The organism is Mesorhizobium sp. L-2-11, assembly GCF_016756595.1.
Taxonomy (GTDB): Bacteria; Pseudomonadota; Alphaproteobacteria; order Rhizobiales; family Rhizobiaceae; genus Mesorhizobium.
Genome location: NZ_AP023257.1, coordinates 5990092 through 6013407, shown reverse-complemented (window position 1 = coordinate 6013407; position 23316 = coordinate 5990092). Strand labels below are relative to the sequence as shown.

The 23316-nt window shown below is 60.4% G+C and carries 18 protein-coding genes and 1 pseudogene; 13 read left to right on the top strand and 6 right to left on the bottom strand.

Going from position 1 to position 23316, the window contains the following annotated elements; genetic code table 11:
* Positions 1-227 precede the first annotated feature (227 nt).
* Positions 228-1577, bottom strand: coding sequence for an oxygen-independent coproporphyrinogen III oxidase (hemN, locus tag JG739_RS28690; RefSeq protein ID WP_096453978.1), 1350 nt, complete (start codon positions 1575-1577; stop codon positions 228-230).
* A gap of 157 nt (positions 1578-1734) precedes the next feature.
* Between hemN and JG739_RS28685 the strand changes: the two genes are divergently transcribed.
* Positions 1735-2490 (top strand): Crp/Fnr family transcriptional regulator, encoded by a 756-nt coding sequence (locus JG739_RS28685; protein ID WP_010914028.1) that lies wholly within the window; start codon positions 1735-1737, stop codon positions 2488-2490.
* 3 nt (positions 2491-2493) lie between these two features.
* Here the strand turns inward: JG739_RS28685 and JG739_RS28680 are convergent, their stop codons facing one another.
* Positions 2494-3033, bottom strand: coding sequence for a hemerythrin domain-containing protein (locus tag JG739_RS28680; RefSeq protein WP_010914029.1), 540 nt, complete (start codon positions 3031-3033; stop codon positions 2494-2496).
* A gap of 129 nt (positions 3034-3162) precedes the next feature.
* Between JG739_RS28680 and ccoN the strand changes: the two genes are divergently transcribed.
* From ccoN to ccoS, 8 genes are all read left to right on the top strand, one after another.
* Positions 3163-4773 carry a cytochrome-c oxidase, cbb3-type subunit I gene (gene ccoN, locus JG739_RS28675; RefSeq protein ID WP_010914030.1) on the top strand — a complete coding sequence of 537 codons (1611 nt, stop codon included), beginning with the start codon at positions 3163-3165 and terminating at the stop codon, positions 4771-4773.
* Positions 4774-4784: 11 nt separating this feature from the next.
* A complete protein-coding gene (ccoO, locus tag JG739_RS28670) occupies positions 4785-5516 on the top strand; it encodes a cytochrome-c oxidase, cbb3-type subunit II (protein ID WP_010914031.1) in 732 nt (243 codons plus the stop codon).
* 10 nt (positions 5517-5526) lie between these two features.
* The gene (locus JG739_RS28665; protein ID WP_202295854.1) at positions 5527-5676 is read left to right on the top strand and encodes a cbb3-type cytochrome c oxidase subunit 3; all 150 of its coding nucleotides are present in this window, start codon (positions 5527-5529) and stop codon (positions 5674-5676) included.
* 2 nt (positions 5677-5678) lie between these two features.
* The gene (gene ccoP, locus JG739_RS28660) at positions 5679-6542 is read left to right on the top strand and encodes a cytochrome-c oxidase, cbb3-type subunit III (protein ID WP_202364439.1); all 864 of its coding nucleotides are present in this window, start codon (positions 5679-5681) and stop codon (positions 6540-6542) included.
* Positions 6543-6745: 203 nt separating this feature from the next.
* A complete protein-coding gene (ccoG, locus tag JG739_RS28655; protein ID WP_446720515.1) occupies positions 6746-8311 on the top strand; it encodes a cytochrome c oxidase accessory protein CcoG in 1566 nt (521 codons plus the stop codon).
* Positions 8308-8805: a FixH family protein gene (locus JG739_RS28650; RefSeq protein WP_006329246.1), complete on the top strand. Its 498-nt coding sequence runs from the start codon at positions 8308-8310 to the stop codon at positions 8803-8805. The genes ccoG and JG739_RS28650 overlap by 4 nt, the downstream gene beginning before the upstream one ends.
* Complete coding sequence (locus JG739_RS28645; protein ID WP_202364438.1) at positions 8802-11090, top strand: heavy metal translocating P-type ATPase; 2289 nt, start codon at positions 8802-8804, stop codon at positions 11088-11090. The genes JG739_RS28650 and JG739_RS28645 overlap by 4 nt, the downstream gene beginning before the upstream one ends.
* On the top strand, positions 11087-11236 hold the full coding sequence (gene ccoS / locus JG739_RS28640; protein ID WP_006329249.1) for a cbb3-type cytochrome oxidase assembly protein CcoS: 150 nt from the start codon (positions 11087-11089) through the stop codon (positions 11234-11236). The genes JG739_RS28645 and ccoS overlap by 4 nt, the downstream gene beginning before the upstream one ends.
* Before the next feature lie 225 nt (positions 11237-11461).
* Here the strand turns inward: ccoS and JG739_RS36460 are convergent.
* The 4 genes and pseudogenes from JG739_RS36460 to JG739_RS28620 all read right to left on the bottom strand — a co-directional run.
* Positions 11462-11968: pseudogene (locus tag JG739_RS36460) on the bottom strand (tyrosine-type recombinase/integrase); the annotation flags it as partial.
* Between the two features lie 10 nt (positions 11969-11978).
* A complete protein-coding gene (locus tag JG739_RS28630) occupies positions 11979-13166 on the bottom strand; it encodes a Fic family protein (RefSeq protein ID WP_006329252.1) in 1188 nt (395 codons plus the stop codon).
* 633 nt (positions 13167-13799) lie between these two features.
* Positions 13800-13961, bottom strand: a complete 162-nt coding sequence (locus JG739_RS28625) for a hypothetical protein (protein WP_202295834.1) — start codon at positions 13959-13961, stop codon at positions 13800-13802.
* A 208-nt stretch (positions 13962-14169) separates the two neighbouring features.
* Positions 14170-15183: a DUF4238 domain-containing protein gene (locus JG739_RS28620; protein ID WP_244749614.1), complete on the bottom strand. Its 1014-nt coding sequence runs from the start codon at positions 15181-15183 to the stop codon at positions 14170-14172.
* A 306-nt stretch (positions 15184-15489) separates the two neighbouring features.
* Here JG739_RS28620 and JG739_RS28615 point away from each other — a divergent pair, with 306 nt between their 5' ends.
* The 4 genes from JG739_RS28615 to JG739_RS28600 all read left to right on the top strand — a co-directional run bounded on the left by JG739_RS28615 (position 15490) and on the right by JG739_RS28600 (position 23272).
* Positions 15490-16638 carry an IS30 family transposase gene (locus JG739_RS28615; protein WP_096449641.1) on the top strand — a complete coding sequence of 383 codons (1149 nt, stop codon included), beginning with the start codon at positions 15490-15492 and terminating at the stop codon, positions 16636-16638.
* Between the two features lie 275 nt (positions 16639-16913).
* The gene (locus tag JG739_RS28610; RefSeq protein ID WP_244749613.1) at positions 16914-17891 is read left to right on the top strand and encodes an AAA family ATPase; all 978 of its coding nucleotides are present in this window, start codon (positions 16914-16916) and stop codon (positions 17889-17891) included.
* Positions 17892-17903: 12 nt separating this feature from the next.
* Positions 17904-20240: a S8 family peptidase gene (locus tag JG739_RS28605; RefSeq protein ID WP_244749612.1), complete on the top strand. Its 2337-nt coding sequence runs from the start codon at positions 17904-17906 to the stop codon at positions 20238-20240.
* Between the two features lie 329 nt (positions 20241-20569).
* Positions 20570-23272 carry a hypothetical protein gene (locus tag JG739_RS28600; protein ID WP_202364437.1) on the top strand — a complete coding sequence of 901 codons (2703 nt, stop codon included), beginning with the start codon at positions 20570-20572 and terminating at the stop codon, positions 23270-23272.
* The last annotated feature ends 44 nt before the right edge of the window (positions 23273-23316 follow it).

Sequence of the window (23316 nt, the reverse complement as noted above, 5' to 3'; positions counted from 1 at the left end):
TTCAGGCCGAACAATCCAACCTGCTTGGGCGGATACGAAGTGGAGCCCTGCCTGCAGGGTTCCGGCGGGTCCCAGCCCTCTGCCATGCGACCCCCTTTGGGAAATACCCGCGTCGTCACAGCATCGTAAAGTGGCGTCATATGCACTATCGAATTGTTAGCTGCTGGTTTCGGCGATTTTGAGGAGGTTCGCGATCGACTGAAGACGGTGACGTTCGTCTGTGGCACTCAGACTGCCACTGAGTGCCTGGCCGTTCCACTTTCGAAATATTTGTCGAACTTCGCTGCAATGCTCCTTACAAAGGGACGACTTTCCGCCGATACGACGTAACTGTCACCTTGGAGTTCAAGCGGTCGAGCAGGGTCGCCAATGGCGATGGAGCTTGCTTGGAAAAGAAGCTTTTGTCCGGCTTCCCCGAAGCGTTCCACCAGATCGGCTGCTGAAAAGCCGAAATCGCACATCAAGCGCTCGATGATCCAGCCGCGAACACGGTCATCTTCGGAAAACGCGATGCCGCGGACCGTGGCCAGATGTCCCCCCTCGACCATGCGTCCATATTCGGCTGTCGACGGCATGTTCTGCGAATAGCCCTGTCGAAACCGGCTGATCGATGACGGCCCGAGCCCGATCAGTGTTTCGCAGCGATCCTCGGTGTAGCCCTGGAAATTGCGGCGGATTGTTCCCGCGCGAGCCGAGACTGCAAGCGCATCATCCGGCCTGGCGAAATGGTCTATTCCAATCGCCTCGTATCCGGCGCCCATGATCAGACGGGCGGCAATTTGCCACTGAGCGAACCGTTCGGCCGGACCCGGCAACCATGCCTCGTCGATCATAGTCTGATGCTTCTTGAACCAGGGCACATGCGCGTAGCCGAACAGCGCCATCCGGTCCGGCTCCAGAGTCAGCGCCTGCGCCACGGTGGAACAGACGCTCTCCCTGGTCTGATGCGGCAGGCCGTAAAGCAAATCGAGGTTCACGGACCCTACGCCGCGAGAGCGAATGCCGTCTACAACCGCCTTGGTCTGCAAAAAGCTCTGCTCGCGATTGATCGCCTTCTGCACCTTCGGATCGAAATCCTGAACGCCGAGGCTCGCCCGCGCCATGCCGATCTCGGCAAGTGTATCAAGGCGGGCTTCGTCCATGTCGTTGGGTTCGATTTCGACGCTGATCTTCGCATCGGCAAGAAAATCGAAGCTATCCCGCAGGACAGTTCCCAAGGCTATCATATCCTCGGGCTTCAGCATGGTCGGCGAGCCGCCGCCGAAATGCACGGCGCGGACATGGGCCTTGCCGCCGACAAGACCGGCGACAGTCGCGATCTCCGCGTGAAGCGAGCGGAGATACGAAGCCACCGGCTCGTAGCGGCGGGTCTGCTTTGTATGGCACGCACAGAACCAGCACAGCCGGTCGCAATAAGGGATGTGCAGGTAGAGCGAGACCTCGTCACCGCTTTCGAGCGCCTTCAACCAGCTTCGATAGACATCAGCGTCGACGCCAGGATGGAAATGCGGCGCGGTCGGGTAACTGGTATAACGCGGGACGTTCTCGCCAAGCCTGGCAGCTAATTCCGGTCTCATTTGGTGGTCCGCCGTTTTTGCCTCGCCGGAAGTCTGGACGCGTCGAAGAGCCAATGCCCTGATTTCGGTCAGCCTCCAGCACGGACAAACTGCCGCAAGGATTTCTCTGCCATCGCTTGCTATCCTGTCGAAACTTGGGATCGGTAGCGCGAGCGTAATGACAGTACGGCAAGACATTCACAGTTCCGGCATTCCCGTTCTTTGCCTGTCTTGCGCAGCACGACTTCGCGGCGTCTGCGCTGCGCTCGATCCAAACCATTTGGTTGGGCTCGCCAAAACTTCGTCGCGGCACAAGCTCGAGCCGGGGGTCGAACTGATCGCCGACGCCGAGGCCGTCGACAGCTATTCAAACTTGCTTTCAGGCGTTGTGAAGCTGACGAAGTGCCTTTCGGACGGCCGCCAGCAGATTGTCGGTCTTCGGTTCGCACCGGATTTTCTGGGACGGCCCTTCAAGGTGAAAAGCACGATCAATGTGGAAGCGGCAACCTCCGTCTCGCTGTGCTCGTTTCCGAAGGCGGCCGTTGAACGGATAATGAAGGAATCACCGGGACTCGAGCATCGCCTGCTCAAGCAGACGCTGGACGAACTCGACGAGGCACTTGAATGGATGGTGACTCTCGGGCGCAAGACCGCACCGGAGAAGGTGGCGAGCTTTCTCCTCATGATCGCCCGGAATATGGATTCCAGTATCGACCCGGCGGCTGGGTCGGCATGCTTCGATCTGCCGCTGACACGTGCCGACATCTCTGATTTCCTTGGACTGACGAACGAGACCGTGAGCCGCCAGCTTACGCGATTGCGGGCTGACGGCGTGATCCGGATCGAGAACAAACGCCATGTAACGGTCGACAGCATGAGCCGGCTGGAGCAGCGCTGCGGCGGCCGAGGCGCGCGGCAACCGGCCTTTGAATGAGACCTAAGCGTCGGGGCCTTCGTCGCTTATTACGATCCGCGGCAGGACATGCTCGCGTTCGAAAGCGATGTGTCGCCGCAAGCCTTCGAAGAAGCCGCGTAGCATGAATCCGACAGCTTCCGCGCTCTCTATCGGATCACCATGACCGATCGCTAGGAGCGTTTCGGCCACCTCGCCAGCGAAGCATTGATCCTCAAGGTGCTCGATGCGCAACCGGCTGGTAGAGGCAAGTTTGGCCTCGGCCGGGGTCAAGTGCGCCTCATACGCAGGGAAAATCACCCTCTCCTCAAACCCATGAATGTCACGGAGCAGCGGAACGATCTTCTTGGCCGTTCCAAGACATTTGAGGCGGTCGACGTTCGGCAGTGCATCGGCAATGCTTTCCAGCGAGAAGCAGAGCTCCAGCTTTTCCCGATGGGCAAGCTTCATGACCTCGCCCGGAATCGCCTCTGTGCCGGCCTGGCGCGAGAAAGCCGCACTTGTCCATGAGCGGGTTGGCCCGTGCTGCGTTTCCTTGTTCAAATCGCCACCTTCTGATTGCACCGAACTCGATGCTGCCCGAAGCAAAATCGTGCGGCTCTGACATGGATCAGGGCGAGCAGGCGGCAACTACGGAATTAATGCACCGCGGATTTGGCGTCCGCGCATTGGAATCCTGGTCGGGGACATGTCATGAAATTCGGCACGGAGATCGTCGTTCTAAGCCTGTTTGCTTTTGCGGCCCTGGTGGCTGCCGGCTTCGGCGTAGAAGGACCTTTTCGCCAGCATATGGGGGTTTTGTTCGTCGCCGTGGCTGGCTTTACCGCGATCCTGCTGCGCAACACAGATTTCAAGCCGGCGGCTCCGGTCGACACCTCCGCCTACATGGATGGCCCAATCCGCTACGGAGCCATTGCAACGGTATTCTGGGGCGTCGTCGGCATGCTCGTCGGTGTGATCATTGCCCTGCAGCTGGCATACCCTCACCTCAACATCCAACCCTGGTTCAATTTCGGCCGGCTGCGGCCGCTGCACACATCCGGCGTCGTCTTTGCTTTCGGCGGCAACGCTTTGCTTTGCACGTCTCTCTATGTCGTGCAGCGCACGTGCCGCGCCCGGCTGTTTGGCGGCAAACTGGCCTGGTTTGTGTTCTGGGGTTACCAGCTGTTCATCGTCATGGCCGCGACCGGCTACCTGCTCGGCATCACCGAGAGCCGCGAATACGCGGAACCCGAATGGTATGTGGACATCTGGCTTACCATCGTCTGGGTCGCCTATCTCATCCTGTTCCTCGGCACGATCCTGAAGCGCAAGGAGCCGCATATCTACGTCGCCAACTGGTTCTACCTGTCCTTCATCGTGACCATCGCGATGTTGCATGTGATCAACAACCTGTCGATGCCGGCCTCCTTCCTCGGCTCGAAGAGCTACTCCGCCTTCTCCGGCGTCCAGGACGCCTTGACGCAATGGTGGTATGGCCACAACGCCGTCGGTTTCTTCCTCACCGCCGGGTTCCTCGGCATGATGTATTATTTCGTGCCCAAGCAGGCGAACCGGCCGGTCTATTCCTACCGCCTGTCGATCGTCCACTTCTGGGCGATCATCTTTCTCTACATCTGGGCCGGCCCGCACCACCTGCATTACACCGCCTTACCCGACTGGGCGCAGACGCTCGGCATGGCGTTCTCGATCATGCTGTGGATGCCGTCATGGGGCGGTATGATCAATGGCCTGATGACGCTGTCTGGCGCCTGGGACAAGCTGCGCACCGATCCGATCATCCGCATGATGGTGATGGCAGTCGCCTTCTACGGCATGTCGACCTTCGAAGGTCCGATTATGTCGATCAAGACGGTCAATTCGCTGTCGCACTACACGGACTGGACCATCGGCCATGTCCATTCCGGCGCGCTCGGCTGGGTTGGCATGATCTCGTTCGGCGCAATCTACTACATGGTGCCGAAACTGTGGAATCGTGAACGTCTCTATTCGCTGCGGCTCGTCACCTGGCACTTCTGGCTGGCGACGCTCGGAATCGTCGTCTACGCCGCGGTGATGTGGGTTTCCGGCATCATGCAGGGCCTGATGTGGCGCGAATACAACGAGCAGGGTTTCCTCGTCTACTCCTTCGCCGAAACCGTCGCCGCCATGCATCCCTTCTACGTCATGCGCGCCATCGGCGGTGCGATGTACCTCACCGGCGCCCTGCTCATGGCCTGGAACGTGACCATGACCATTCTTGGCCACGAGCGCGAAGAGCAACCAATGCCAGGTTCCGAGCCCGCCCTCCGGCCTGCCGAATAGGGAGCCAGACAATGGGCTTGATGGACAAACACGCGATCATCGAGAAGAACGCCACGCTTCTTCTCGTTGGCTCTCTTCTTGTGGTGACCGTCGGCGGCATCGTCGAGATTGCGCCGCTCTTCTATCTCGACAACACGATCGAGAAAGTCGAAGGCATGCGGCCCTACTCGCCACTGGAACTCGCCGGACGCAACATCTATGTGCGCGAGGGCTGCTACCTCTGCCACAGCCAGATGATCAGGCCTTTCCGGGACGAGGTCGAGCGCTACGGCCACTACAGCCTGGCCGCCGAGTCGATGTACGATCATCCCTTCCAATGGGGATCGAAGCGCACCGGGCCCGATCTCGCCCGGGTCGGTGACCGCTATTCGAACGCATGGCACGTCGCACATCTTTCCGATCCACGTTCCGTGGTGCCGGAATCGATCATGCCGAGCTATGCGTTCCTGAAGGACGCTCCGATCGAGGTGAAGGACTTCTCGACGCATCTGGTTGCGAACGCGCGTGTTGGCGTCCCGTACTCCGATGACATGATCGCGCACGCCAATGCCGATCTGATGGCCCAGGCCGACCCGAATGCCGATGCCTCCGGCGTCGAGAAACGCTATCCGAAAGCCAAACTCGGTGATCTGGACGGCAATCCGCAGCAGGTGACCGAGATGGATGCCCTCGTCGCCTATCTGCAAATGCTGGGAACACTGGTCGATTTCAAGACCTATGACGATGCAGCCGGCTACCGCTGAGGGGGACGCAATGAGCTATAATTTGATGCGGGAATTCGCGGACAGCTGGGGTCTGCTTGCCATGGCGCTCTTCTACGTCGGCTGCATTGCCTTTGCCTTGCGTCCCGGCGGCAAAACACAGGCCGATCAAGCCGCCCAGATTCCACTCAAGGACGACTGATCATGAGCAGCGAGCATATCGATGAAGTCTCGGGCATCTCAACGACCGGTCATGAATGGGACGGGATAAGGGAACTCAACAACCCATTGCCCCGATGGTGGGTGATAACCTTCTACATCACCGTCGCTTGGGCGGTGGCTTATACAATTGCGTATCCGGCTTGGCCGATGCTGTCTTCCGCGACCAAGGGTGTGCTTGGCTATTCCAGCCGCAACGCTGTCAAGATTGAGCTGGCGGCTGCCGAAGCCGCCAAGGGCAAATATGTCGCGGCCATCCAGCAGAAGACCGTATCCGAGATTGCAGCCGACGACGCGCTGCGTGAATTCGCGGTAGCGGCCGGCGGAGCTACCTTCAAGGTCAATTGCGTGCAATGCCACGGCTCGGGCGCCCAAGGGTCGAAGGGCTTTCCAAACCTGAACGACGATGACTGGCTGTGGGGCGGCACGACCGAGCAGATCCAGCAAACGATCGCGCACGGCATCCGTTTCGCATCCGACCCAGATACTCGGCAGTCGGAAATGCCCCCCTTCGGTGACATCATCACGCCCGAACAGATCGCACAGGTCGGCCCCTATGTCGCCAGCCTCTCGGGCAAGGTCCAGGATGCAAGTCTTATCGAGCCCGGCGCCAAGGTATTCGGGGAAAACTGCGTCGCCTGTCATGGCGATAATGCGAAAGGCAACAAAGAGCTCGGCGCGCCCAATCTGACCGATGCGATCTGGCTCTACGCACCCGGCGAGACAGCCATCGCCGTCCAAGTCCGCGCGCCGAAGCACGGTGTCATGCCGGCCTGGATCGGGCGTCTCGGCGAGACCAAGGTTAAGGAACTTGCGGTTTATGTCCATTCGCTTGGCGGCGGAGAATAGGAACGGAAGCCTATTCTCGGCCCTCCCCGCCAAGCGACGGGGCCCGGCACGAGTCGGGCCCCGACACCATTCCGGCATGCGGCGATTGACCTGCAGCAAGGCGGCGCGGCCCACACGGCGAAGCGGGCTCACTGCAGACCGGACGTCTGTCGAAGCAGACAAGTCCGTCGCACAACGATGTCATAGGCCGCGCGCGAGTGGAAATGCACGTGCTGGATAAAACGCAGATGGAGCGGCTCGAGGCAAAAGCGGTCAACTCCGCCAAGACACGACAGCCGCTCTATGCTCCGCGCAAGAAAATCTTCCCTAAACGCGCCTCGGGCAGCTTTCGCCGCTTCAAATGGCTGGTGATGGCGATCACGCTGGGCATCTATTATCTGATGCCCTGGTTGCGCTGGGATCGAGGTCCGTTTGCTCCTGATCAGGCCGTGCTGATCGATCTTGCCAACCGCCGTTTCTACGTCTTCTTCATCGAGATATGGCCGCAGGAATTCTACTATGTCGCCGGCCTTCTGATGATGGCCGGCATCGGCCTCTTCCTGATCACGTCCACCGTCGGCCGCGCCTGGTGCGGCTATACCTGCCCGCAGACGGTATGGGTCGATCTTTTCCTAGTCGTGGAGCGGGCGATCGAAGGCGATCGCAACGCTCGCATGAAGCTCGACGCCGGCCGCTGGACCGCGCGCAAACTGGTGCTGCGTGTGTCGAAACACGCCATCTGGCTGGTCATAGCGGCAGCTACCGGCGGCGCCTGGATCCTCTATTTCGCCAATGCGCCGACGCTGATCGGCGACGTATTCAACGGCACCGCCGCTTCGGTCGCCTACGTCACCATCGCGGTGCTAACGGCGACCACCTACACGTTCGGCGGGCTGATGCGCGAGCAAGTCTGCACCTACATGTGCCCGTGGCCGCGCATCCAGGCTGCCATGCTCGACGAGAATTCGCTCACTGTGACCTACAATGACTGGCGTGGCGAACCTCGTTCGCGGCACGCCAAGAAGGTCCAGGCTGCGGGGCAGCCGGTCGGTGACTGCGTCGACTGCAATGCCTGTGTCGCAGTCTGCCCGATGGGGATCGACATTCGCGACGGCCAACAACTCGAATGCATCACTTGCGCGCTGTGCCTTGATGCCTGCGACGGCGTCATGAACAAGCTCGGCAAGGAGCGCGGGCTGATCTCCTATGCGACGCTGTCCGACTACAACGCCAACATGGCGGTGGCGACCGCAGGCGGCTCCGGTCCCGTGAACCCTTCACTCGTCAGAACGGCCGACAGCACATTCTCCGCCAGGTTGGCGCATTTCCATATTCGCAAGATCTTCCGGCCGAGGACCTTCTTCTACATGGGCGCGTGGACGGCGGTCGGGCTTGCCTTGATCTATTCGCTGCTGACGCGCGACCGACTCGAGATCAACGTCCTGCACGACCGCAATCCGCAATTCGTGACCCTGTCCGACGGCTCGATCCGCAACGGTTACACCGTCAAGCTGCTTAACATGATCCCCGAGCCAAGGACGATCGTCGTCACGATGCAGGGCTTGCAGGGAGCCGAAATGAGCGTCGTCGGCAGTGATCTGCCGGCAGCTCGCTTGTTCGCCATCGCGGTCGAACCCGACCGGCTGAACATGCTGAAGGTCTTCGTGCGCCAGCCAGCGGGTGAGGTTCGGCACGCTGCACAAACCTTCAAGTTCCGCGTCGAGGACCGAGCGAGCTTCGAATCGGACGAATACACCGCCACCTTCAACGCACCGGAGATCGCCAGATGAGCACCAATACGCAAAAGACGCGTGAGTTCACCGGCAGGCACATGCTGCTCACCATTCTCGGCTTTTTCGGCGTGATCATCGCGGTCAATCTCACGATGGCGACACTCGCCAGCACGAGCTGGACCGGCCTTGTCGTCGAGAACACCTATGTGGCCAGCCAGCAATTCAACCGAAAGGCCGAGGAAGGGCGCGCGCAGGCGGCACTCGGCTGGACCGGCAAACTGACGATCGCTCGGGGTGAGGTCCGCTACAGCTTGAGCGATACCACCGGCAAGCCGGTCCCGTTGCATGGCGTCAAGATACTGTTTCGTCATCCCGCCTACGAGGCTGGGGACAAGGCCGTCACTCTCGCCCTCGTCTCGGACCAGGAATTTGCCGCGCAGCACTTGCCAAGGGATGGCGTCTGGATCGTCGAAGTCGACGCCGATGCCGGTCTGACAGAGCCCTATCGCGACGTTCGCCGGATCATGATTTCGCAAGGAGCGCTGCAATGAGCTGTTGTGCACCCAGCGCGGAACTGGCGCTGGATCTGACCAGTACCACATCGGTCCTGCCGTCTAGCCAGGAGATCAGGTTGGCGAGCCGATCGCTTGGCGACAATCTTTGGCAGACCGACCTTTCAGTGCCGACGGTTCACTGCGCGGCGTGCATCCAGGCCATCGAGACGGCTCTCGGAAGGCTCGATCGCGTCGAAGGCGCTCGTGTCAACCTGTCGACGAAACGGGTCGCGATCCGGTGGCGTGGGGACTCTGTGCCTCCGTTTGTCGCCGCGCTGGGACGGCTGGGCTTTCAGGCGCACCTGTTCGAAGCCGACCCTGATAAGAAGGACAAGACGCTTGCCGAGCTGATCCGCGCGGTCGCGGTCGCCGGGTTCGCCGCCGGCAACATCATGCTTCTTTCGGTCTCGGTCTGGTCCGGCGCCGAAGGTGCTACCCGCGACCTGTTTCACTGGGTCTCTGCATTGATCGCCATCCCGGCGCTCACCTTTGCCGGCGGCATCTTCTTCCGCTCGGCCTGGAATGCACTGCGCCACGGCCGCATGAACATGGACGTGCCGATCGCGGTTGGGGTGTCGCTCGCTTATGCCATGAGCCTCTACGAGACGATCAATCATGGCGATCACGCCTATTTCGACGCGTCCGTATCCCTGCTGTTTTTCCTGTTGATCGGCCGCACCCTGGATCACGTCATGCGCGAACGGGCACGGACCGCCGTGAAAGGCCTGTCCCAGTTGGCCGCACGTGGCGCCATGGTGCTGCGCGGCGATGGCGCGCGCGACTACCTGCCGGTTGGCGAGATCGAACCGGGCATGCAACTGCTGGTCGCCGCCGGCGAAAGGGTGCCTGTCGACAGCAGGGTCATTCGCGGCGCGTCGGATCTCGACTGCTCGCTGGTTTCCGGCGAGAGCACACCGAAAACCGTGGCGTCCGGGGAACAGGTTCAGGCCGGCACGCTCAATCTTACCGGCCCGCTGACCATCGAAGCGACCGCTGCCGCAAAGGACTCCTTCCTGGCGGAAATGGTTCGGCTGATGGAAGCCGCCGAAGGTGGTCGTGCGCACTATCGGCGGATCGCCGACCGTGTCTCGGCGCTCTACGCGCCGGTGGTCCATCTCACCGCCTTCGTGACGTTCCTTGGCTGGATGGCGGTAACCGGCGACTGGCACCGGGCAGTGACGATCGCGATCGCCGTTCTCATCATCACATGCCCGTGCGCGCTCGGTCTGGCCGTGCCGATCGTGCAAGTGGTCGCGGCGCGCCGCTTGTTCGAAGCCGGCATGATGGTCAAGGACGGATCGGCCATGGAGCGCCTGGCCGCGATAGACGTGGCGGTATTCGACAAGACGGGCACGCTAACGCTCGGTCAGCCCAGGCTGGTCAACGCGTCGACCATCGATCCGGCGATGCTGGCGATCGCAGCCGACATGGCGGCGCACTCCCGTCACCCGTTCTCGAAGGCCATCGCCGCATTCGCGGGTTTTGCCGGCCAGCCGAAGCTGGAAGCCGTCAGCGAGCACCCGGGTCTCGGCATCGAAGCGACGACCGCGGACAGCACCTGGCGTCTTGGCCGGCGCGGCTGGGCCGGATGGAAAGCCCGGACCGGTGGCGAAGGCAAGTATGGCGGCTATGGCGGGACGGTGCTTTCGAAGAATGGGAGGATCGTCGCCTCCTTCAAGTTCGAGGACGCTAGGCGCGCCGACGCCAAGGCGGCGGTCGGACAATTGAAGGATGCCGGCGTGTCGGTCGAAATGCTGTCGGGCGATACCCCGGACGCTTGTGGCGATGTCGCAAGAATATTGGGCATCGACCGTTTTGTTTCGGCGCTGCTGCCGTCCGAGAAGGCTGAGCGGATCGAAGTGCTGACCAAGGCCGGCCACAAGGTCCTGATGGTGGGCGACGGGCTCAACGACACGCCAGCGCTGGGCGCGGCGCACGTCTCGATCGCTCCCGCGACCGCCGCCGATATTGGCCGCAACGCGGCCGATTTCGTGTTCCTGCGTGAAAGCCTTTCGGCCGTACCCCTTGCGCTGGACGTCTCGCGGAAGGCAGGGCGGCTGATCCGCCAAAACATAGCCATCGCGATCATCTACAACGCTGTTGCCGTGCCGATCGCCATCTTCGGCAACGTCACGCCGTTGATCGCCGCGGTCGCGATGTCCGCCTCATCGCTGCTAGTGATCGGAAACGGGCTGCGGCTGCAGGGCTTTAGGCTCGCCGAGCTGACGAGGGCTTCTTCGGCAACGCATTCCGGCATTCACCCATCAGCGCGGTCATCATGACGATACTCGTCTACCTCATGCCAGTCGCCCTATTTCTTGGCGCACTGGGGCTGACTGGCTTTCTGTGGGCGTTGAAGAGTGGCCAATATGAGGATCTTGACGGAGCCGCTGAGCGCATCCTCCGGGACGACAAGCCGGAACGCTGAGCCAGACCGCTGTTCCTGACGCTGTGCTGACGCCGGCCGTCAGCCGACTCGGAATAACGATTGAAGCTCCACAACCAGTTAAGTCGCTTAACGTAGATTTGTGAAAAGCCCCTGTCCCTCGAAGGACTGCGTCGCCGGTCCCGCCCCAACATAGACGCGGCCAATGTCATAACGTACGCAAAGCTGATGTTCATGTTCACGATAGGTGCGGACACGGGGTTGCAGTTACACTTGTTTGGGTTCAACTGCAGGTTTCGTGCACCCAATTTCGTCCAGATAATCGGCCCACCACTGCACCATACTGACGCGCTTTTCCCAGTGCTCTGCCCTGGCGTAAGTGCGCCGAACGTCGTTCTTTTCAATATGGGTCAGCTGTCTCTCTTGCGTCTGGATGCCACTTGCCGCATTCATTCAACAGAGTTGATGCCGTTGCTCGGAAACCGTGAGCCGCTGCTTTTTCTTGCTGTAACCCATGCGACGCAGGGCGGCGTTAAGTGTATTGTCGGAAATCGGACGAGAACCCGATCGCACACTTGGAAACAGCAGCGCCTCGCCGCCGGAAATGTCTCTGAGCTCGGTCAGGATTTTGATGACCTGCCTCGAAAGTGCAACGCGGTGCGGCCGCCGCATTTTCATGCGTGCTTCCGGGATGGTCCACACCGAACCTTTGAAGTCGAACTCTTCTTATCCGGCGGCTCGCAACTCGTCGGGGCGGGGAAACAGTAGGCGCAGTTATGCGACGCTAAGTTTCCGGAAATAGCTTAGGAAACAGTTCGTCCAACGTGTCGACCGGGAAGCGTAGCGATACCGGTCCTTTCGGGGTATCGGACGCAAGCAGGCCAAGCTCGAGCACCTCGGTAAACACGCGGCGGGCCGTACGTTCCGGCAAGCCAGCGATACGTGAGGCCTCACCGCGATCGAACTCGCCGCGCAGAAGCGCCTCCTCGAGCAGCCGGAAAGCTTCGGGCTTCAGGTCGTAGCGTTGAACGAACCGCTGCAGGCGCCGGGCTAGTTGGTTCAAATCGAACAGGCTCGACATGAAACTGACCTGGTCGATGCATACGCGTAGAAACCATAAGGTAAAATCCGCCAGCGCCCGCATAGAAAGATTGCCGCGGCCGTCGCGATCGCCTTGGCGTGGCATGTCGGCGTGATCCATCATGCGTTTATAGTCGCCGCGGCTTTCCAGACCCCGCGCCAGGCCTCGGGAAATCGACCACAGCCCATGCGCGGCGATTCCTGCCTCATGGGCCATGGCGTGACTCATCAAGCGGCTGACGCGTCCATTGCCGTCTGGGAAGGGATGAATGTAATTGAACCGATGATGCGCGGCCGGAATCGCCAATATCCTAGCCGCTTTGCCCGTACGTTGGAAGCGGTACCGGCTAGCGAAATGCTCCATGAACGCTTCGACGCGATCGCTTGACGGCGGCTGGTGGCGGCCGACAGTGACATCATGTTCGGGCTGTGATCGCCACCGACCCGGAACCATCAAGAATTCTCTGTCTGCGCCGCGAATGCGCAACATCGCCTCATCGGCGTCACGGTAGAATTCCGCATGCAGCCAGCGCAAAAAATCAAGCGAAGCCGGTTCTGGGAGCTGACCCTCTGCGGCCAGGCGATCGATTTCCCCCTGCAGTCGAACATGGGCCGCGGCTTCCACCTGCAGGTTGCGTCGTTCCTGGTCTTTGTCGAATTCGCCGGCGAGGGCGCGTTCGATGTCGCGGGGGCGCGTGTTGTGGCCCTCGATCAGGTTGCTGTAATAGGTGTTCATGATGCGCACGAGATCCGCCAGGTTCGCGGCCGTGCGCGGATGCAGCTTGGCGCCGAGAACCGCCGAGCTTGCTGACAGCTCAGCCAGCGCGTCGGAGATAGGCTCCGCAACGTCTTCCAGGCGCGCCGGCTCGATGCGCTGTACGGTCTCTTCCATGATTGGCCGATGTTAGATCGCGCTAAGTACGTATATGTCAACAGAAATTTTAGCTGAGCGCCCATAACTGGCCGATCATTTGGCCGATGTTAGGCGCTACCTCAGCTTCACCGAGACGGTTGATCGACGACGCCAATGCCGATGCCGATGATGGCCGATATTCGCTATGCTTAGCGCATTGATAGCATATACAAATTTGCGATCGGTAGGTCGATTTGGCCGATCGCTTGGCCGAACTTCGCCGGTCGCGCCGGCTAGGATATACGACCAGGAAAATACAGGCGACTCCAAATGATTCTCCAGAGATTGCGGAAGCACGCGACGCTGCGACCAGGCTGCGCGAGGACTCGAACGAGGCAGCCCAATATCTGCTGAGCTCTGCGAGCGCGTGTGGAAGCCCGATGCGGGCCGCCAGGTTCTCACGTTTGCGTTTGAGCGCGATCCATTCGCTCTCAAATCGCAACTGGCGTCTTTGACGCTGGATTTGAACCCACAATAGGTACGCGCCGACAAGAGCAAATACGCCTGCACAACGTCTGGAAAGCTCGCCCGTTGCCACAATATCTCGAGCAGGCCGAAGCACACGTCTTCGTCGCGGGCGGCACTCTTTCCCCAATAGGCGAATGGGCGGCGTCAACCGGACACATCTCCATCAGCGTGCCATCGAGGTTCGGAATCCAGAGGTGCCAGGATCGGTCCTCCCAAGAGCGGCATCATGTTGATGACCCGACCATTCAAGGTTTCGATGTTGAGATGTCGCAGCTTTTTCAACTCGGAGAGCTTCGCTTTCTCCATCAGGGGTGTTCTCGCGTGAGAGACAAAACCGCGTGATTGTTACGGGCATGGTTGGGTGGGAAATACCATCTGTCGCCTTCCGGTGATGCCGCGAATGGTCGCATTTGACCCCGGCAGTCCAAAACACCGCGCAAACGGAAGGCTCTTCCATCAATCCGGTCATTCGAGGATCGGGTCCGCCTGGCTCGATGTAGCAGCCATCCTGGCCTCAAGGCGCGCGGCCTTTTTCAGGCGTGTCGATGTATTGAGATAACCTCGGCCGGGGACCGAAAACATTCCGGCAGATGATATGCACCTCTTTCCCAAGTCGCCGCACTCTAGTGGTGATGGTCGGCACGATCGCGCCATGGGCGCGGATCAGGTCGTCGCTAGAGCGATCCTGGCCGATGGTCATGCGATAGGAAAACTGCGCGATCGTGCGATTGAGTTGCCGCACCTTGTGGCTGTCGGAGATATCGCGATGGCGCGAGATCATGTTCACCGGCCCGCGCTTGCTGGAACCGCGCACAAGCATGTGCGCCGAAACCGGGAAGATCAGCTCGACCTCGCCGGAATGCTCGTAAGGCGTACGCGCATGGAACGCCTGACGCGGATCGTAGCTGCAGACCGGATTGTCCGATGTGAGGAAAGGCGTGCTTGTCCTGTTGTGGAGCACCTCGAAGCCGAGGCGGAAACAGAGGTCGCCGAAATCCTTGAACTCACCTTTCATTGCCAGCAGCGTTTCATGTGGGTTGACGCCTATCGGCACGGTGTCGAACTGGCCCGCATAGCGCTCGAGCGGCGGAGGAAGGACGCCGAGTTCTTCGCCGATCTTGTGCTCGCAGCGGATTTTGGCCTCGATCATCAGCGCGTGCCGATCGCGCGTCGCCGGAACACGCGCGCGCAAGATCGTTTGCATGCCGAGCACGTTGAAGGAGATGGCGGCCGACAGGCGGCGTGCCGCGAGCGCCCGCACCGTTTCCGGCCATCCGGTCTCGATGGTGTTCCACAGATCCTCGAAACAATGGTTTTCCTGACCACCCCCGGGCAGCTTCTGGGAATAGTAGTCTCGCTCGAAACCAATGGCCCGTGGATTCATTGGCGGCAGCGGGTCTTCGGGCGCCTCGCAAAGATAGGCCAGCACTCGGCCCCGGTCATCCGCGAAGCCGTTCATATAGACGGCCGAGATAAAGTGATGTCGGCGGTTGGTCCGGTTGGCATTGCTCCCCACGGGATTGATCATGCTGAACGGCCGCACATCATCATCTACGGGCACGTTGCCCCATGCGCCGAAGTATCTGGGAGCCCTCGCCATTTGCGCTTGCGTGCTCCTTTTGTCCTTAATTCTTACGCACCAGACAATATCTGATCTGATTCTTATGAACGCGACCACAGAATCTTCTTGGCATTGCTCATATCTGACTGAAGTATCGAGCAAATTGCAGGCCTGCAGCACGGCGGCGCAGCCTATCTGGAGCGTCGGCTTTGCGCCGGTGGGTTCAATAGGTCGCCGCAACACTCTTAATCTGAGAGGATGAGGAGGTGTTGCATGGTGACTTCACGGATCTGGTTTACGTCAGCGCAGAAGGCCGAGCTTTGGGAGCGATGGAAGCAAGGTCAGAGCATTTCGTCGATCTCGCGGGCACTGGATCGCCGGAACAAGACCGGCGTTCAGCGGATCGTATCCTTACACGGCGGCATTGCTCCGTCAGCAAGGCGTAGAGCGGCCTCGGCGCTCGGGCTGGCGGAGCGCGAAGAGATCTCTCGCGGGATCGCGGCGGGTCTCGCAATACGCGCTATTGCACGAAGTCTCGGGCGATCCCCATCGACAATATGTCGCGAGATCTCGCGCAATGGCGGTGCACAAACGTATCGTGCAACCCGGGCTGACAAGCATGCTTGGGAGCGAGCGCTGCGCCCGAAGCAGTGTCGCCTGGCATGCTCTGGACGGCTACGATGGCGGGTGGCGCAAAAGCTGGCGCTGCAATGGTCGCCGGAGCAGATAGCGGGCTGGTTGAGGCGAGAGTACCCGGGCGATCCAAGCATGCGGATATCTCATGAAGCGATCTATCGCAGTCTATTCATCCAGTCGCGAGGGGTGCTCAAGAAGGAACTGACAGCGCACCTGCGTACCAAACGACAGATGCGCCTCGCCAAAGGCGCACAGAGCCGGACGGGGCAAGGACAAATACTCGATATGATCTCCATCCGCGACCGCCCCGCCGAGGCGGAGGATCGTGCCATCCCAGGTCATTGGGAGGGTGATCTGCTCACCGGTGCTAACGACACGAACATCGCCACCCTCGTCGAGCGACACAGCCGGTTCACTATGCTTGTGAAGTTGGCGAGAAGGGACTCGGCGACCGTCGTGAGGGCCATCGCCGAGAAGATCGGCACATTGCCCGAAGAGTTGCGGCGCTCGTTGACATGGGACCAGGGCAAGGAGATGGCTCGTCACAAGAGCTTCACCGTTGCCACCGACCTACAGGTCTACTTCTGCGATCCGCGCAGTCCCTGGCAGCGCGGCAGCAACGAAAATACCAACGGTCTGCTCAGGCAGTACTTCCCCAGAGCAACCAACTTCTCCCACGTCTCGCAGGACCAACTCAACGCCGTCGCCCTGCGGCTCAATCAGCGCCCCCGAAAAATCCTGGACTTCGAAACGCCGGCCGATAGGCTACAGAGGGTGTTGCAATGACCTATTGAACTCACCGCCTGATTCCAGACATTGCTATAGTTCTTATCCGACCCCTAAAGCGGACGTCCCCGTGATAGGAAATCGATGTCCTCCCGGACGCCGTCAGGCAGTAGTCGCAGCCTCATGACCGCTTTCGACCAGAGTGATTTCTCAGTAAGGTATCCTCAGGCGATTCTGACGGTTTGGTGCCAAGCGTCGGATTCCGCAACACGGAGTGAATATCTAGTAGCTTACAAGGACAAAGCATAGGAATTCGGATGGCTCGCGGTGAATTAATGAAGAAATTGCTGGCGAGCTATGGCCGCGACGATGAGTTTCGTGCGGTTGCCGAGCAGATAATCGTCGAGGAAGAAAAGAAGAACAACAAGGTTCTTGCGCGCACTCTTCGCAAGACTCTCGAAAGCGGTCCTTCGCCGAGCGGGCCTAGGTCCATGAAATCGCTTGCGCCACTCATCCCGTTTCCGGATGCCGCCAAGGACTTTGTCGAGCGGGTCGAGCCGACGCATACAACCAAAGACGTCGTTCTCAGCGCTTCCAACACGCGTGTCTTCATCGGTCTCCTCAAGGAGTTCCGACGGGCTGAAGAAATCCGGCGCAGGGGTTTGCCTGTGCGATCAAAGCTCCTGTTTTGCGGACCGCCCGGTTGCGGCAAGACCGTATCAGCGGAGGTTTTTGCCGCTGAGCTCGGCTTGCCGATGTTTGCCGTCAAACTCGACCAGCTGATTTCCTCCTATCTTGGGGAAACCGCGAGCAATCTTAGGAAGATCTTCGACTTCGCCCGGAAGCAGCCTTGTGTTCTTTTTCTCGACGAGTTCGACGCATTGGCGCGGTCTCGCGATGATTCAAGCGAACACAACGAGCTCCGGCGCGTCGTCAATAGTCTGCTCCTGTTCATCGACCGCCTCAGACCCCAGGGCTTCCTGATCGCCGCAACAAACCTCGACCACGCTCTCGACAGCGCGATCTGGCGGCGGTTCGACGAGGTGATCTGGTTTGACAAGCCGGATGAGCAGCTGATCGGCCGCTACCTACGCACAAAATTCCGAAATGTGTCGACGGCCTTCGATGTCGGAACGAAGGCTGGTGAACTGATCGGGTTATCCTACGCGGAGATCGAGCGCGTCTGCATTCAGGCGATAAAGTCGGCGGTCATCGAAAAGCGCAAGGACGTCAGGGAGCGGGATTTCAATGCCGCCATCCTCGACGAACAGCGTCGCAGTGCGGGTCGGTCGCGCCTCACCAGCCAGTCGTAGGAGGCCGCTTTAATGGCCCGGTACGACCATTTGCAGCTCGCAAGGCTGCCGGAGCAACTCGAACGCCGCAAGCGCCCGGGCTTTGGTGCAGCACCGGAGCGCGACCGTCCTGATCACAGCCGCCGAATCGCCGAGGAGCTCAACGATGCGGTCGCGGTTCAGCAGCGTCGGCGTCCTCCTGGGACCGTCAATCCATCTCTGATCCTTCGTGTCCGCATGACGGGTTCGCTGCTCGAAAGCGACTGGGAGGATCTAGGCCTAACGGTGCTATCGAGCGACGCTGACCGAACTCTTGTTCTTTTTTCGTCAAACGACGAATTGGACGACTTCCGGGCGCGGATCGTCGCCTATGGCGGTCCGATCCCGGCTGGGCAGGCGGGCGCTCCGTATGCGACCTTCGTCGCCTCGATTGCATCGGTTGGTACGGTCGATCCAAGAGATCGGATTGGGATGCGCCTGAGAGAAGAGGGCTACACCGATTCCGAAGACTTCGACGCCGTCGGTGAGTTGATCGCCGACCTGGAGCTCTGGGATCTGGGCCGACGTGACCTACGTCAGCGCAAACTTGCCGACATCGAAGCCTATGTGGTCGCTCGCGGCGGCGAATGGCTCGACGAGTATATTGGGCCGTCGATCACCATGGCACGTATCCGCGCCAGCGGAGAGGTTTTTCGATCGTTGCTTTCGCTTGAGGACGTCGCGTCCATCGACCTTCCGCCGTCCCCGGACGTTGCAACGGCAGAAGCCATGCGCCTCGAACTAGGCGAACTACCGGAGCCGGGGCTCCTTGGTGAAGACGCGCCGCTCATCGGCGTGATCGACAGCGGCGTCAATGACCATCCCCTAATTGAGGACATCCTCGTGGGCGCGATCGGCGTTCCCGAACGTCTGGGCACTGCCGACGAATGGGGGCACGGAACGCGCGTTGGCGGCGTGGCCGTATTCGGAGATCTTCGTGCTCAGCTTGCCGGCGGTGCCCTCGCGCGCGCAGCGCGTCTTTGTTCCGCCAAAGTCGTCAACGAGCGCGGCGATTTCGATGAGCGGCGACTGGTACCCTCTCAGATGCGAGAGGCGGTCACTGCGCTTCACGCCCGTTTTGGATGCCGGCTGTTTGTCATAGCGCTAGCCGACCGCAAGCGCGTCTATGACGGTGAGAAAGTCGGCACCTGGGCCGCGACACTGGATGAACTCGCGCGCGAACTTGATGTTGTGATCGTGGTCTCGGCCGGCAACCGTGCCCCGCGTGCGGGCAACAGGATCGAACAGGCCGTGACGGAGTATCCCCGCTACCTAATCGAAGAGGGCAATCGGATTTTTGAGCCCGGCGGCGCCATCAACGTTGTGACGGTCGGGTCTCTCGCCCATGGCAATGGGCTCGATGCGCGGCTCGGCGCAGAGGTTGCGGTGCGGCCGATCACGCAGGAGGGCGAGCCGTCGCCATTTACGCGGGTCGGGCCCGGGGTGGAGGGATCGGTCAAGCCGGATTTCATCGATCTCGGCGGTACAATGATCGTCGACCCACTCGTTCAGAGACTACGCGACGGCGGCGACATCGCGAGCGCCGGCCTGCTCACGCTTCATCATCGGCCGATTGAGCAATTGATTACCAGCGGATCGGGCACCTCCTATGCGGCGCCGATCGTCGCCTTCAAGGCGGCGCAGGTGCTGTCCCGGTTTCCAGAGGCGTCGGCCAACCTCGTACGCGCCCTACTTGCCACATCGGCGACTGTACCTGAGGCCGCATACCAGCGTTTGTCGCCGTTGGGCGACGACGCAGTCCGGAACGTGTGTGGTTACGGGCAGATCAATCTGGAGCACGCCGCATTCTCCGATGACGCACGCGTCGTGCTCTATGCGGAAGACGAGCTGGCGATGGATTATTTCGCCATCTACGAGCTGCCGGTCCCAGCATTATTTCAGAGCACAAATGGCCGGCGCACGATCCGCGTTTCGCTTGCGTACGATCCGCCGGTCCGTCACAGCCGCAATGACTATGCCGGCGTCGGTATGAGTTTCCGCCTTGTGCGGGGATGCGAGCCGGCGCTGATCTCGGAACACTATCGCCGCAGACCGCGTGACGAGGCGATCCCCGACATCGCGAATCGGTTCCAGTGTAAGATGGTCCCCGGTCCGCAATCGAGGGAGAAGAGTACGCTCCAGTCGGCTACTGCGACGTTCAAGACCGACATTTCGAACTACGGCGATCGCTATTACATCGTCGTTCGATGCGAAGCCGGGTGGGCGACGGAGCTTGACCGCCAACGGTTTGCCATCGTCGTGCAGGTCGCACACGAAGCCGAGATTCAAATCTACCAGCAGATACGCCAGCGTATCCAGCTCCGCGGTTGAACCGGTGAAGGCGGACATTGATATGTGCTCGACCCATACGCTCACCGGGTCGCGTTTATCGCAATTCTCGCAGATCGTCGGATTGGGGGGCGTGTGTTCGGCCGGGCACACGCGCACGAAATGGTAAATCCTGTCCAACTCGCCGCCCAGCTCCGCTTTCATTTGAGCGAATTGGGTTCCCGTAACGCGCATCACGAGTTCGAGCATCTCGCACGCCACCTTGCCCGCGCCCGCATCTACAGCAACACCTGCCTGCGACGGGCCCTGTCAGCGCCGGTGGGGACGGAGGCCGCGATTTCGAGACGTTTCGAACCGGGATTGCGCTACCCGTGGCCGGCTCCCGGTTCGCGGCGCGCTCATCGCGAGAATGGGCGGTCGCGTTTGCCTGTAGTCTCGAAAAGCGCATAGAAAGAAAGATCCGTAGCGATGTCGAAAAGATCCTCGCGACCGGCAAGGTCGACGAGATCGTCTATTTCTGCGAGGCGAATCTCCCGATTGCCAAACGCCAGGAATTTGTAACCGCGGCCAGCGGCATGGGGGCTGAGCTCCAAATCTTCGACGGCAATACCATTGCAGAGTGGTTGGCTGAGCCCGACCTGTTCTGGATCGCGGAGGAATTTCTGCACGTCCCAGCCGAGATCAGCCCACAGATGCAGTCGGACGACGACGGCTATGCGCAGCATAAGGTGGACTGGAAGGCTCGGACGGTGCTTCCGATCAGCCGCGCCGACTTCGTTGCGATCAAAGCGGGTTTGCGTCACGCTACGTTTGAACCTGTCGCACGGCCGGACCTATCATTCTGGATAGAGAGAATGGCGGGCTTCCTCGTGCCGATGGCGCCGCGCGATCTGGTTCGCTCGGCGAGTTATGAGATAGCCGTGGCTCATCTGCGTGGTCGCGGCGACATGACCAGTCAGGCTCATCTGGTTGCCGACTACTTCGTTGACGTCGAAGCCCATACAGACATCGGCGATCTGACTACGGCTGCGACGCTACTGACCTACGCGTTTGGCGGGTACTGGCTGGGACAGTTTCTCACGAAGGAGTCCGATCTGCATGACTATCGGCGCAAACTCGCAGATGCCGTGCAATCAGAACTCGACGAAGCGATCGGTCCGGGACGAAGGGCGGGCCTGCTGCACGTGCGGGCCCTTCTAGCGCAGACGCCTGCAGGACCCGGCCTGGCGCCCGATTTTTCTGCTGTGATCGCACTCTGGAACGCGATGTTGGACAGCGCCGAGCAAGCGTCACTTTATCCGATCGAAGCATTTGCGGATTTGCTGGTCGAGATAGTCAAGCTCCGCGGGGACGATCCGGAGTTGATGGGTCTCGCAGCACGAGCCGATGATCTGCTGGCTGAGCGTATGGGCGGCGTCGCGGCCGGTGAGAAGGCCATCGATCGAGCTCTGTCGCTGCTCGAGCGGGACCAACCCGCGGCTGCCATCCGGGAACTTCATCGAGCCAAAGCCAAGTGGTTCTCTGGTGGGCGATTAGTAGGAGCGGTGCGCATCCTGGTCCTACTTGCCGAACAATATCGCCAACATGGTCTCGCCTATGCTGCGAAGTACCATGCGATGACGGCCGCGCTTCTAACCCGTTACGAGCGGGAGGACGGTGTCCGCCGCCTGCAACCCGAGACTCTGCTCGAGCTGCTCGATGCCGAAGACGGTGCCGGCAATTCGTTTGGGTTTCTTCGGCTGCTTCCCGTGTTCGTTCAAGCCCATATTTTCCATGACGATCATCCACTGAACACAGAGCGGCATCCGCGCCTGCAGAGCAATCTGGGACAGTTGGCGTCCCTACTTGGTTTCGTGAAGCGGGGGAGCCCGACGACACGCCAGGCGCTAGACGAACTCGTTGGCCAGTGGCCTCCCTTGCTCAGAGATCCGATTCTGAGCGCCGCGAACAAGCCTGATGGCTTTTGGAACCGAGGCACCTGGCCGGAGGCGTGGACCGGCCTTGAGGAAGCACTACTCGATCGACCCTTCGGCGATCTCGGGCTCGAACGACACGTCCGCTGGGAGGGGCTGGGCATCCGCTGGACTTGCGTTTTCCTCAACGATTATCGCACGACCCCACCGGCCGAGCAGATTATCGCGGAACTGCAGCTTGTAGTCTTCGCCTTCGCGAACAGGGACCTGGGAATCGTCCCGGTCGATTTCACCATGAATATCGAGGTTTCCGACGCGATTGAGAGACTGACGGTAGAAGAGCTGACCGAGACGCGAGCCGCATTTCGCGTGACGCTGCCGTCGCGGGACCGAGGGCCGGAGGAAAGTGGTGATGTTCTATTGGTGTTCGCTGCGGCCCTTCGCGCAATCTCCGTGCTCGATGATGAGGCCTTAGCTAGGCAATTTGACAGGTCCGTGCTGGAACCAACCTTTGTTGGTCGGCCCTACGCGGAACTGTTCCGGGAGTTTGTTCCTGAGGATCTATTTGCCGAGCTCTTCCGCCAGTCGATCGCGCCTCTCGATCCCGAGCGTCCCTTCGTCAGCCGCGCCGGCGGCCGTGTTCAGTGGTTCGACGGGCCGGGTCCAACGTTCGAGTTGGAACGTGCACTCGGTGACGCGCAAAATAGGTATGACAAAGTCCTTGTATCGCTTCGGTACACAATTTCAGGCATCGCTCACGATCCTGGCACTCGGGCGCGATTGCTCGAGATGCATGAACGAGGCATGAAAGATTGGGAGATTCTGAGCATCTTAAGCAACATCGCGATGGGCATTCGGCTTGATGTGCCGGAAGATCTCCCACTTGAGGAGCTCCGAAGCCGGGGAATGGCCCTGCTAGATAAGGTCGAAACCGAGGCCGATGCGCTCCTACCGGCGGTGTTCACCGATGAGCTGCTACACGCCCATGCCAAGGTTTACCTTGGTGCCTTTTTCAGCAGCTGGCAGCTGCATTGGCCACCAAGCGTGGATTATGAGGGAGCTGAGAAATTTCTGGTATCGCGATTCCGCCTTCGCGACGTTGACGTTCCGCATCAAGATGTATTTGGGTGGGATCAGGATGATGCGCCACTCAACCCATAGGCGATCATCGCGGTGGCTGCTAGCCGCAGGGCACGCGGTATTCT